This is a genomic window from Pigmentiphaga aceris, from assembly GCF_008119665.1.
Taxonomy (GTDB): domain Bacteria; phylum Pseudomonadota; class Gammaproteobacteria; order Burkholderiales; family Burkholderiaceae_B; genus Pigmentiphaga; species Pigmentiphaga aceris.
In genome coordinates, this window is record NZ_CP043046.1 from 859,132 (window position 1) to 871,814 (window position 12,683).

The 12,683-nt window shown below is 55.9% G+C and carries 5 protein-coding genes, 2 tRNA genes and 3 rRNA genes; 8 read left to right on the top strand and 2 right to left on the bottom strand.

What is annotated here, in order from left to right:
- Window positions 1–4 precede the first annotated feature (4 nt).
- A complete protein-coding gene (locus tag FXN63_RS03550; protein WP_148812912.1) occupies window positions 5–1,228 on the top strand; it encodes a M48 family metallopeptidase in 1,224 nt (407 codons plus the stop codon).
- A 117-nt stretch (window positions 1,229–1,345) separates the two neighbouring features.
- Here FXN63_RS03550 and FXN63_RS03555 read toward each other — a convergent pair whose 3' ends face one another.
- A complete protein-coding gene (locus FXN63_RS03555) occupies window positions 1,346–3,112 on the bottom strand; it encodes a M61 family metallopeptidase (protein WP_148812914.1) in 1,767 nt (588 codons plus the stop codon).
- A 368-nt stretch (window positions 3,113–3,480) separates the two neighbouring features.
- Between FXN63_RS03555 and FXN63_RS03560 the strand changes: the two genes are divergently transcribed.
- From FXN63_RS03560 to FXN63_RS03590, 7 genes are all read left to right on the top strand, one after another.
- Window positions 3,481–4,257 (top strand): enoyl-CoA hydratase, encoded by a 777-nt coding sequence (locus FXN63_RS03560; RefSeq protein WP_148812916.1) that lies wholly within the window; start codon window positions 3,481–3,483, stop codon window positions 4,255–4,257.
- An 873-nt stretch (window positions 4,258–5,130) separates the two neighbouring features.
- Window positions 5,131–6,661 (top strand): 16S ribosomal RNA (locus FXN63_RS03565).
- Window positions 6,662–6,731: 70 nt separating this feature from the next.
- Window positions 6,732–6,808, top strand: a tRNA-Ile gene (locus FXN63_RS03570).
- A 54-nt stretch (window positions 6,809–6,862) separates the two neighbouring features.
- A tRNA-Ala gene (locus FXN63_RS03575) sits at window positions 6,863–6,938 on the top strand.
- 391 nt (window positions 6,939–7,329) lie between these two features.
- Window positions 7,330–10,213, top strand: a 23S ribosomal RNA gene (locus tag FXN63_RS03580).
- Between the two features lie 196 nt (window positions 10,214–10,409).
- Window positions 10,410–10,522 (top strand): 5S ribosomal RNA (gene rrf / locus FXN63_RS03585).
- Together the 16S, 23S and 5S rRNA genes with 2 tRNA genes alongside form the textbook arrangement of a ribosomal RNA operon.
- 364 nt (window positions 10,523–10,886) lie before the next feature.
- Window positions 10,887–12,089 (top strand): PQQ-dependent sugar dehydrogenase, encoded by a 1,203-nt coding sequence (locus FXN63_RS03590; protein WP_148812918.1) that lies wholly within the window; start codon window positions 10,887–10,889, stop codon window positions 12,087–12,089.
- A 123-nt stretch (window positions 12,090–12,212) separates the two neighbouring features.
- On the opposite strand, the gene FXN63_RS03595 is transcribed toward FXN63_RS03590, so the two are convergent.
- Window positions 12,213–12,557, bottom strand: a complete 345-nt coding sequence (locus FXN63_RS03595) for an SWIB/MDM2 domain-containing protein (protein WP_148812920.1) — start codon at window positions 12,555–12,557, stop codon at window positions 12,213–12,215.
- Between the last annotated feature and the right edge of the window lie 126 nt (window positions 12,558–12,683).

Here is a 12,683-nt window from a genome sequence, read left to right on the forward strand (position 1 = left end):
CCCCGTGTCGTCAACACCAACGCCAGGCATGCTTGCCGCCGCCGACCACGAGCCAGGCGGCACGGGCTTGCCGCCGGGTGCCTCGGCGAATCTGCCTCCAAGCGGGCTTGGAAGCGCACCTTCGGGTGCACCGCCAAGCCCGCCCCATGATCTGCTCCCAAACCCCGGGGGCCAGATCGAAGGTTTTTATTTCGACGGCGTGCAGTCCCGGCGGCATGTGGTCATCATCACCGTCGGAGCAGACGCGATCTCGATTCGGGGGCAATCCGTCGACCGGACCGATGCCTGGTCCACCTGCCAGGTTTCCGAGCGCACTCGTCACGGCCCGCGACAGATCGAGTTCAGTGATGGCGCACGTGTCTCGATCCCCGAGCCTGCCGCGTTCAACGCGGCCCTGGGGGCCTTGGGCAAACGAGATTCCATCGCCGTGCGCATGCAGCAGTCTTGGCGTATTGCACTGATATCGCTGGCAGGCTGCGTGCTGGCTGTCGCCGCCGCGTATCAATGGCTGTTGCCCTGGGCAGCGGGCGTCGCCGCCGACCAGATTCCGCGCACGGTGCTGATTGCAGTCAGTGACCAGGTCATGGAAACGCTTGACAAATACGTCATGAAGCCAAGCGCTATGCCAGACGCCCGGCAGGCGCGCCTGCGTCAGCGGCTGGCGGATATTTCCCAGAAACTGGGTCCGGCTGAACTATTGTTCCGCGACGGGGGCAAATTCGGTGCGAATGCGTTTGCGTTGCCGTCCGGCAAGATCATCATCACCGACCAGCTTGCTGCCATGCTGGACGATGAACAGATCGTCGGCGTCCTGGCGCACGAACTTGGCCACGTCGTCTACCGCCACGGCATGCGCGCCGTGTTGCAGAACAGCGTGGTGGCCCTGGTGGCCGGTTGGTACATGGGCGACGTCAGCTCCTTGCTGGCCGGCTCTGCCGCCGCCTACGTCAACCTGCACTATTCACGCGACTTCGAGTTCGAAGCCGATGCCTACGGTGCCAGTCTGCTGCGCGCCAACGGCATGTCGCCCACCTTGCTGGCAGACGCCCTTGAAAAGCTCGAAGCCAGTCATACGATGCGCCGATCCAAGGCCGGCGCATCCAATGACGCGAAAAAGGGTGGCAAGCCAGACGCGGACGAGAAGGGCTCCAAGGAAGACACTGATTACTGGTCCACCCACCCCGGAACCTCGGATCGCATCAAGCGTCTGCTGACCCACGAGAACTGAAAAGGGCGGTCAGGCCTGCGATTGAATGCACAAATCCAGGCCCGCCGTACCCGCGCAGTCATTTGACTGTTCAGTCATTCGCCTGCGCAGGCGTGCACCCCTTCAGACGTAAGGTCCTCAGATCCGAGTCAGGCTGCAGCTGACCGGCTCATCCACCGCCAACCGAACACGGAAGTGACGCAGTTCATCACGGCGAAACGCGTAAACATCCACCTGGTCGCCCGCCTGGTGCCGGCTCAGATGCGCATCCAGACCGCCGCTGCCACTGACCCGCAAGCCATCGATCGCAACCAGTACGTCATGCGCCGACAAGCCTGCGCGATGCGCCGGGCCACCTTCGTACACCGTGGCAAGCCGCCAATCCTCACCCTGACGCGCCGCGCGAACGCCCAGCGAGGGCACTTCCGACGCTGCTTTCAGCGTCATCACAATGCCGTGCTGCGGCAGCATATCGGCCAGCGGTACATCTTCAGTGCCATCGACGTGGCGACGCACGAAGTCCGCCACGTCCACCCCGGTCGCCTCCAGGATCAAGGCCGGCATGCCTTCCTCGGGTATCCCATGCGGCTTGCCGGTATAGAACTCGCGGCCAAACCGCTGCCACAACAAACGCATCACATCGTCCAGCGACTTTGCACCCGAAGTCTTCTCGCGGATCAACAAGTCCAGGCCCAGCGCCACCAACGCACCCTTGGTGTAGTAGCTGACAATCGCGTTCGGTGAATTCTCGTCCTGCCGGTAATAGCGCGTCCATGCATCGAAAGAACTCTCCGCCACCGACTGCTTGTGACGCCCGCCCGCGCGCAACACACTGCCAATCGTGCGCGCCAGGCCTTTCAGATAGTCCGCATCTGTGATCACGCCCGCACGTAGCACCATCAGATCGTCGTAGTAAGACGTAAAGCCCTCGAACACCCACAGCAGACGACTCGTGTTTTCGCGGTTCAGGTCATAGGGGGCAAAAGCCGCCGGCTTGATGCGTTTGACGTGCCAGGTATGGAAATACTCGTGGCTCACCAGCCCCAGGAGATTCCGATACCCCTCGCTCTGCGCAGGCTGACCAATTACCGGCAGGTCAGCGCGTGAGGTCATCAAGGCGGTGGACGCCCGATGTTCCAGTCCGCCATAACCATCACCGGTCACCATGGTCATGAACACATAGCGGTCCGATGAATCCAGGAAAGGAGCCCGCAGCGTCTCCGGTTCGAAAAGCGCAATCTGTGCCTCGCAGATGCGTTTCGCATCCTCGGCAATCCGCGCCAGGTCCAACCCGGGTGCCACGCCGGTGAACACCAGCTCATGCAAGGTGCCGTGCGCATGGAAGCTGGCCACCTGGGGGGTGCCCATCTCGATGGGATGATCGATCAGCGCATCGTAGTCCGGTGCTTCATAGCGACCGAAACGATGCTCTTTCGCGCCGCCCACTTTTGCGCGCGGCAAGCTGGTGTAGACACGCCAGTCTTTCGACCCGGCATGTGTCGGCGCGATCAGTTCCAGCAGACATGGTGTTGCTTCATGCCCGTGCGCGCGCAGGAAAACACTGGTGCCATTGAAGAAGCCATGTGTCTGGTCCAGGTGCGCCGCCCGCACCGACAGATCCCAGGCATACACCACGTAGCGGATTTCAAGCGGACCGGCGCAGGGTGCTGCCTGCCAGGTGTCCTTGTCCAGCTTATGCAGGGCAACCGAGATGCCGCCCGCACTGGCTTCGATCGTCTCGATCTGACGGGCAAAATCGCGAATCATGTAGCTGCCCGGAATCCACGCGGGCAAGGACAGACGTTGTCCTTCAGCGGTCGGATTCGGGATCGTCAACGAGACGGTGCAGCGGTGGCCGGCCGGATCGGTCAGGGCCAGGCGATAGGAAATTGGTTTGATAGGCATAGGCACTATCGTAACCGTCGCGACTTTCACCACCGAGCGGGTGGGCAAGAGCAACATGAAAGCGAATGCACGCTGCCAGTGGCCGGGCAAGGAAGATACCGCCCCATCTTTCTGCTGCGCGGGTGCCAGTGCATGGACACCTCTGGTGACGCTGCGGGTCGCTACGAGTAGGCGAGAAGCAGAGGCCTGGTCTATCGTAGGGAGCTGTGCTTGCCGCCAAGGTGCGGCAGCCGGAATTGCCCCTCTATATATAGAGGGGTCATTCCCGCCTCTATATATAGAGGCAACTCGTATCGAACCACTCGACCGCCTGGCAACGCGCCACAAGCAGCGTCCGCCAGAACCAAGCCCCCAGATTCGGAGAATCCATGAGCGAAGCCCTCGTCCTGATTGAAACCCGCGGCCGTGTCGGCCTGCTGACCCTCAATCGCCCCAAGGCGCTCAACGCGCTGAACGACGCACTGATGGACGAACTCGGCGCAGCCTTGCTGGCCTTCGACGCCAATGCCGATATCGGCGCAATCGTTATCACCGGATCGGAAAAGGCCTTCGCAGCAGGTGCCGACATCTCGGCCATGAAGGACTGGTCCTACATGGAAGTCCACACCACCGACTTCATCAGCCGCAACTGGGAAACTCTGAAGCGCATCCGCAAACCGGTGATCGCCGCCGTATCGGGTTACGCACTGGGCGGCGGATGTGAACTGGCCATGATGTGCGACCTGGTCATCGCCGCCGACAATGCCAAGTTCGGTCAGCCTGAAATCAAGCTCGGTGTCATCCCCGGTGCTGGCGGTACACAGCGTCTGACCCGCGCAGTGGGCAAGGCCAAGTCCATGGACCTGGTGCTGACTGGCCGAATGATGAATGCCGATGAAGCAGAGCGCGCTGGCCTGCTGTCGCGCGTGGTGCCTGCCGAACGCCTGATGGAAGAAGCGCTGGATGCCGCCACGATCATCGCGTCGATGTCGCTGCCGTCGGTATTGGTGGCGAAAGAGGCGGTGAACCGTTCGTTCGAGTCTTCGTTGAATGAAGGCCTGCTGTTTGAACGCCGTGTCTTCCACGCGCTGTTCGCAACGGAAGACCAGAAGGAAGGCATGAACGCCTTCGCCGAGAAGCGGAAGCCGAATTTCCAACACCGTTGAAGATTAATCGGCGTGACTTGCGCACGCCGATTTTTCCGTGCTATATTCATTGGCTCGACGAAGCAAACGCGACGTCGGGCAGAAACAGCGAGTCAGTGTGGTGGCGAAAGCCGCAATTCTGATGAGCAAGCAGCGTGAAGTTTTTTTAGTTCGAAAGTTTGAGCAAAGAAAATTTCACGTAGGCGAAACAAGCCTGGATTTATCGTGCTATAGTTTCTGGCTCGGCGCTGCAAAAGCGGCGGTGAGCAAACAGCGAAGCGGTTCAGAATAAAAATTCTGAATTGGCCAAGCGACACCCGATCTGCTGGAGGTTCAGTGGATCAGCTGAAAAGACATTTCAGCTTGCGGTGTGAAGTTTTCGTGTTATAGTTTTGGGCTTGGCGGTGCAAAAACAAGTCGGCGGTTAGCGAGCAAGGTTGGCGAAAGTTGATCTAGTTGGCGAAACAAGTTGATGAGTTAGAAACTTTGCAACGACGAGTTGAAAGCGGTAACGAAAACAGTGTAGAATGCACGACTCGCTGATCGCGACGCAGTAAATAGCGAAGCGGTTAGCAAGTAAGTAAGAATTAGCAAGAAACGGCAGCGATGCCGGGTGCGATCGAGTCGATGGCTTGATTGGCCGAACGCTCTTTAACAACTAAACAGCCGATAAGTGTGGGCGCTTGAATGATGGCGCTGCCGGCAGATCGATCTTCGGATTGGTTTGCTGGCTAGCGAACAGAAATTAAGTGCTCACTTGAGAAATAAAGAGTAAGACCAGAGACGCAAGTCTCGATCCCAATCTTCATTTCCTTTGAGCAAGCGACCTACTGGGAAGCTGTCGTAATCTTCGGATTGCTGCAGTCCCCTTAAGTAGGAAAAAAACTAGAGATTAAACTGAAGAGTTTGATCCTGGCTCAGATTGAACGCTAGCGGAATGCCTTACACATGCAAGTCGAACGGCAGCACGGACTTCGGTCTGGTGGCGAGTGGCGAACGGGTGAGTAATGTATCGGAACGTACCCAGTAGCGGGGGATAACTACTCGAAAGAGTAGCTAATACCGCATACGCCCTGAGGGGGAAAGCGGGGGATCTTCGGACCTCGCACTATTGGAGCGGCTGATATCGGATTAGCTAGTTGGTGAGGTAAAGGCTCACCAAGGCGACGATCCGTAGCTGGTTTGAGAGGACGACCAGCCACACTGGAACTGAGACACGGTCCAGACTCCTACGGGAGGCAGCAGTGGGGAATTTTGGACAATGGGGGAAACCCTGATCCAGCCATTCCGCGTGTGTGAAGAAGGCCTTCGGGTTGTAAAGCACTTTTGGCGGGAAAGAAACGGCGTCGATTAATACTCGGCGTAACTGACGGTACCCGCAGAATAAGCACCGGCTAACTACGTGCCAGCAGCCGCGGTAATACGTAGGGTGCAAGCGTTAATCGGAATTACTGGGCGTAAAGCGTGCGCAGGCGGTTCGGAAAGAAAGATGTGAAATCCCAGGGCTCAACCTTGGAACTGCATTTTTAACTACCGGACTAGAGTATGTCAGAGGGGGGTGGAATTCCACGTGTAGCAGTGAAATGCGTAGATATGTGGAGGAACACCGATGGCGAAGGCAACCCCCTGGGATAATACTGACGCTCATGCACGAAAGCGTGGGGAGCAAACAGGATTAGATACCCTGGTAGTCCACGCCCTAAACGATGTCAACTAGCTGTCGGGACCTTCGGGTTTTGGTAGCGCAGCTAACGCGTGAAGTTGACCGCCTGGGGAGTACGGTCGCAAGATTAAAACTCAAAGGAATTGACGGGGACCCGCACAAGCGGTGGATGATGTGGATTAATTCGATGCAACGCGAAAAACCTTACCTACGCTTGACATGTCTAGAATCCCGAAGAGATTTGGGAGTGCTCGAAAGAGAACTGGAACACAGGTGCTGCATGGCCGTCGTCAGCTCGTGTCGTGAGATGTTGGGTTAAGTCCCGCAACGAGCGCAACCCTTGTCATTAGTTGCTACGAAAGGGCACTCTAATGAGACTGCCGGTGACAAACCGGAGGAAGGTGGGGATGACGTCAGGTCCTCATGGCCCTTATGCGTAGGGCTTCACACGTCATACAATGGTCGGGACAGAGGGCTGCCAACCCGCGAGGGGGAGCCAATCCCAGAAACCCGATCGTAGTCCGGATTGTAGTCTGCAACTCGACTGCATGAAGTCGGAATCGCTAGTAATCGCGGATCAGCATGTCGCGGTGAATACGTTCCCGGGTCTTGTACACACCGCCCGTCACACCATGGGAGTGGGTTCTACCAGAAGTAGGTAGCCTAACCGTAAGGAGGGCGCTTACCACGGTAGGATTCATGACTGGGGTGAAGTCGTAACAAGGTAGCCGTATCGGAAGGTGCGGCTGGATCACCTCCTTTCAGAGCGAAATGCGCCTGAAGCAAGCGTCCACGCTTATCGGCTGTTGCAGTAAATCAAGTTGAAGTCTGAGGGTCTGTAGCTCAGTTGGTTAGAGCACCGTCTTGATAAGGCGGGGGTCGTTGGTTCGAATCCAACCAGACCCACCAGTTCTTTAGACGAAATTTGATTGAAATACTGCGCGGCAATTACGCAAGACCCTGGGGGGTTTAGCTCAGCTGGGAGAGCACCTGCTTTGCAAGCAGGGGGTCGTCGGTTCGATCCCGTCAACCTCCACCAGTCTTACTGATCTTCACGATCGCAGCATCATCGGATGTGTGATCGAAGTCTTGTGTACTTATCTGCATAGAGTTCAGGCTTGAACGATGACGGCAAATTATTTGCTGACTGCGTTGAAGGCTGAATTTTGTTCAGCGGCTGTTATGTTCTTTAACAATTTGGAAGAAGCACAACAATAAAGTGTGTTTCGTGAATCTCGAACCTCTAGGTTAACTCCTTGAGTGTGACAGATCTTGCGAACATAACGGGTTGTGATTGCATATATAAATCCGGCTGCGGTCGCGATGTCTAACCTACATCGTGACCACGCAAGCGGCCGGAGCACAAACGCTGTAAGACCAAGGTTCTATAACCCCTGGCGCTGGAAGTCAGCCAGCCGCTACGGTTATAGGATCAAGCGACTAAGTGCACGTGGTGGATGCCTTGGCGATTACAGGCGATGAAGGACGTTGTAGCCTGCGATAAGCTGCGGGGAGCTGGCAAACAAGCTTTGATCCGCAGATTTCCGAATGGGGAAACCCACTCCGCAAGGAGTATCTCTAGCTGAATACATAGGCTATTGAAGCGAACCGGGTGAACTGAAACATCTCAGTAGCTCGAGGAAAAGAAATCAACCGAGATTCCGAAAGTAGTGGCGAGCGAAATCGGATGAGCCTGTACGTTTTAGCGTTAGTCATAGTCGAACAGTCTGGAAAGTCTGGCCATAGCAGGTGATAGCCCTGTAGACGAAATGTCTTTCGTGGAACTAAGCGTACGACAAGTAGGGCGGGACACGTGAAATCCTGTCTGAATATGGGGGGACCATCCTCCAAGGCTAAATACTCGTAATCGACCGATAGTGAACCAGTACCGTGAGGGAAAGGCGAAAAGAACCCCGGAAGGGGAGTGAAATAGATCCTGAAACCGCGTGCATACAAACAGTAGGAGCCTCCTTGTGGGGTGACTGCGTACCTTTTGTATAATGGGTCAGCGACTTACATTCAGTGGCAAGCTTAACCGATTAGGGAAGGCGTAGCGAAAGCGAGTCCGAATAGGGCGTCCAGTCGCTGGGTGTAGACCCGAAACCAGATGATCTATCCATGGCCAGGTTGAAGGCACGGTAACACGTGCTGGAGGACCGAACCCACTAATGTTGAAAAATTAGGGGATGAGCTGTGGATAGGGGTGAAAGGCTAAACAAATCTGGAAATAGCTGGTTCTCCCCGAAAACTATTTAGGTAGTGCCTCAAGTATTACTCCAGGGGGTAGAGCACTGTTATGGCTAGGGGGTCATGGCGACTTACCAAACCATTGCAAACTCCGAATACCTGGAAGTACAGCTTGGGAGACAGAGCACCGGGTGCTAACGTCCGGACTCAAGAGGGAAACAACCCAGACCGCCAGCTAAGGTCCCCAAATATAGCTAAGTGGGAAACGAAGTGGGAAGGCATAGACAGTCAGGAAGTTGGCTTAGAAGCAGCCATCCTTTAAAGAAAGCGTAATAGCTCACTGATCGAGTCGTCCTGCGCGGAAGATGTAACGGGGCTAAGCTATATACCGAAGCTGCGGATGCGTGGATCATATCCATGCGTGGTAGGGGAGCGTTCTGTAAGCCTGCGAAGGTGACTTGTAAAGGTTGCTGGAGGTATCAGAAGTGCGAATGCTGACATGAGTAGCGATAAAGAGGGTGAAAAGCCCTCTCGCCGTAAGTCCAAGGTTTCCTACGCAACGTTCATCGGCGTAGGGTGAGTCGGCCCCTAAGGCGAGGCAGAGATGCGTAGCTGATGGGAAGCAGGTTAATATTCCTGCACCATTGTTTAATGCGATGGGGGGACGGATCGCGGAACGTCATCGGGGTGTTGGAAGTCCCCGTTGCTGCATCGAAGATGGTACTTAGGCAAATCCGGGTACGTAAATCAAGGGTGTGGCACGAGCAGCTTTTAAGCAGCGAAGTGATCGGAAGTGGTTCCAAGAAAAGCCTCTAAGCTTCAGTTAAACAAGACCGTACCGCAATCCGACACAGGTGGACGGGATGAATATTCTAAGGCGCTTGAGAGAACTCGGGATAAGGAACTCGGCAAATTGATACCGTAACTTCGGGAGAAGGTATGCCCTGGTAGCGTGAAGCACTTGCGTGCCTAGCGTGAAAGGGTCGCAGAGAATCGGTGGCTGCGACTGTTTAATAAAAACACAGCACTCTGCAAACACGAAAGTGGACGTATAGGGTGTGACGCCTGCCCGGTGCCGGAAGGTTAAGTGATGGGGTGCAAGCTCTTGATCGAAGCCCCGGTAAACGGCGGCCGTAACTATAACGGTCCTAAGGTAGCGAAATTCCTTGTCGGGTAAGTTCCGACCTGCACGAATGGCGTAACGATGGCCACACTGTCTCATCCCGAGACTCAGCGAAGTTGAAGTGTTTGTGATGATGCAATCTACCCGCGGCTAGACGGAAAGACCCCATGAACCTTTACTGTAGCTTTGCATTGGACTGTGAATCGGTCTGTGTAGGATAGGTGGGAGGCGCTGAAGCGATGTCGCTAGATGTCGTGGAGCCAACCTTGAAATACCACCCTGATTTATTTGCGGTTCTAACCTTGGTCCGTTATCCGGATCGGGGACAGTGCATGGTGGGCAGTTTGACTGGGGCGGTCTCCTCCTAAAGGGTAACGGAGGAGTTCGAAGGTACGCTAGGTACGGTCGGAAATCGTGCTGATAGTGCAATGGCATAAGCGTGCTTAACTGTGAGACTGACAAGTCGAACAGGTGCGAAAGCAGGACATAGTGATCCGGTGGTTCTGAATGGAAGGGCCATCGCTCAACGGATAAAAGGTACTCTGGGGATAACAGGCTGATACCGCCCAAGAGTTCATATCGACGGCGGTGTTTGGCACCTCGATGTCGGCTCATCTCATCCTGGGGCTGTAGCCGGTCCCAAGGGTATGGCTGTTCGCCATTTAAAGAGGTACGTGAGCTGGGTTTAAAACGTCGTGAGACAGTTTGGTCCCTATCTGCCGTGGGCGCTGGAAATTTGACGGAGCCTGTTCCTAGTACGAGAGGACCGGAATGGACGTACCTCTGGTGTACCGGTTGTCATGCCAATGGCATTGCCGGGTAGCTATGTACGGAAGAGATAACCGCTGAAGGCATCTAAGCGGGAAACTCGTCTGAAGATAAGATTTCCCAGAGACTTGATCTCTCTGAAGGGTCGTTCGAGACCAGGACGTTGATAGGCTGGGTGTGGAAGCGCAGTAATGCGTTAAGCTAACCAGTACTAATTGCCCGTGAGGCTTGATCCTATAACCCTGGCGGTTGTAGCGTTCGTGTCTTTATATGGTCACAACCCGAACACCTGCAAGACGCTCTGTATATAACGATATACACAGCCTCGAAACACACGTATAATTATGCTTCTCTCCAAATTGGGCAGGTTGCTCATAGTTGTCGGCTAATCGAAAGATCAAGCCGACACGAACAACCCGCCAACCAGTTATGCCTGACGACCATAGCAAGGTGGAACCACTCCTTCCCATCCCGAACAGGACAGTGAAACGCCTTTGCGCCGATGATAGTGGACGGACGTCTGTGAAAGTAGGTCATTGTCAGGCTAGTTATACGCAAAACCCCATCTGTGAAAACAGGTGGGGTTTTGTCATTGGGCGACGGGAAAACAGATTACATGCAGAGCAACGCGGTACAGAAAACCGCGTCTCATCCTCCATCCTCTGCAAATCACGACCGCGCCGAGCCCGAAAATAGGCTGACATACCCCGTCGCATTGAATGTCCGTTGAATGTTTCATGCATTAAGCCCCTCATCGGAGGGGTTTTTGTTCGTCTAAATCCTGATGCGCGTGTTGCAATGCAGCGTTTCTTCACACATTTCACAAGCATTCGGCACCAATTCTGATTGGAAGCTGAAACCTTCCTTTCTTTTCCACGGTCCTATTGGCAATCCATCCCAGGAATTGCCATGCCCGTATCCACCCAACTTCCTCAAGCTCGACTGCTTCGTTCAGCACTGGCTGCCGTGCTGGCAGTGTCCTTCAGTGCTGCCTCTGGCTTGGCCTATGCCCAAGCAAAGCGACCTGGCAGTGAAATATCCCCAACCAAGGCTGCGTTGCCTGCGGGCGTGCAGTCGGTGGTGTGGGCCAAAGGCTTGGTCAATCCGTGGGCTGTTGCGTTGCTGCCTGACGGCAGGGCATTGGTGACTGAAAAGCCGGGGCGCATGCGAGTCATTGCGGTCGACGGCAGTTTGTCTGCACCGATTCAAGGCTTGCCGCCGATCGCGGCGGGTGGGCAAGGCGGCTTGCTGGACGTGGTCCTCGATCCCGACTACGAAAACAACCGTCGGATCTTCTTCAGTTACTCCGAGCCGGGGCAGAACCGTGGTGAAAACAGTACAGCGGTGGCCAGTGCCGAGCTGACGTCGGAGGGCTCGAACTGGGCGCTGAAAGACGTGAAGGTCATCTTCAGCCAGGAACCAAAAGTTTCAAGTACTGCACATTTCGGCTCGCGATTGGTCTTCGGCCGTGATGGCAGCTTGTTCATCACCTTGGGTGATCGCTTCTCGCGTCGTGATGATGCGCAGTTGTTGAACCAACATCACGGCAAGATCGTGCGTGTTCGCGCAGATGGGGGCGTACCCAGCGACAATCCGTTTGCACGACAGAAAGATGCCAAGCCTGAAATCTGGTCGCTGGGTCATCGCAACGTTCAGGGGGCAGCGATTCAGCCGCAAACCGGCGAGCTGTGGATCAACGAACACGGCCCGCAAGGCGGTGACGAGATCAATGTGATCGAACGCGGTGCCAATTACGGTTGGCCCAAGTTCACCTATGGCGAAAACTATGGTGGTGGCAAGATCGGCGAGGAAAGCTCTGCGCCTGGCTTTACGCCGCCTGAGTATTCCTGGGTGCCGTCGGTCGGGACAAGTGGCATGGCCTTCTACACCAGCGATCGCATCCCCTCATGGAAGGGCAGTCTGTTCGTCGGTGGCTTGAGGGAACAGGCTTTGATCCGCTTGACGGTGCGCGAGCGCAAGGTAGTGGCTGAAGAACGCTTGCTGAGCGGCGAGGGCATGCGGATTCGGGATGTACGTGCGGGGGCCGATGGCGCGCTGTATGTGGTTACCGATGCGGCGGATGGCAAGGTCTTGCGTATCTCGGCACGCTGATACGTGACCGCTGAGTCGTAGCCACCAAAAACAAACCCCTGCCGCGTTTTGCGCGACAGGGGTTTTGCACACCACTCGTGGCCTTTCGACGTCAGGCCTGCTTGAATTACGCAGGCCCGTTGTTTACTTCAGATGGCCGCTGACGATCTTGGTCAGTTCGAACATCGTGACCTGATCCTTGCCGAAGAGTACTTTCAGCTTGGCGTCGGCGTTGATGTTGCGGCGGTTTGCTGCGTCTTGCAGGTTGTGCTTTTTGATGTAGTCCCAGATCTGACGTGTCACTTCGGTACGCGGCAGCGGGGCTGCGCCGATGACTGCGGCCAGTTCGGCGCTCGGGGTCAACGGCTTCAGGAATGCGGCGTTGGCTTTGCGCGGGGCTTTCGCCGGTGCGGCGGCTTTCTTTGCGGGTGCTGCAGCTTTCGTTGCAGGAGCGGCTTTTTTCGCCGGCACCTTCTTAGCAGTGGCCATGCTCTTCTCCAGGATTGGAAGTGATGTTGTAGCGCAGGGTCACACCGCAGTCCCGCTTGACGTCTGTCAGCACTGCGGAATAACCCCGCGAGCGCAGCATACTGGCTCGCCTCACGCCCCACAACT

Coding starts and splice junctions, on each gene's coding strand:
- FXN63_RS03555 (WP_148812914.1), bottom strand. CDS start 3,112: ATGCCTATCAAACCAATTTCCTATCGCCTGGCCCTGACCGATCCGGCC.
- FXN63_RS03560 (WP_148812916.1), top strand. CDS start 3,481: ATGAGCGAAGCCCTCGTCCTGATTGAAACCCGCGGCCGTGTCGGCCTG.
- FXN63_RS03590 (WP_148812918.1), top strand. CDS start 10,887: ATGCCCGTATCCACCCAACTTCCTCAAGCTCGACTGCTTCGTTCAGCA.
- FXN63_RS03595 (WP_148812920.1), bottom strand. CDS start 12,557: ATGGCCACTGCTAAGAAGGTGCCGGCGAAAAAAGCCGCTCCTGCAACG.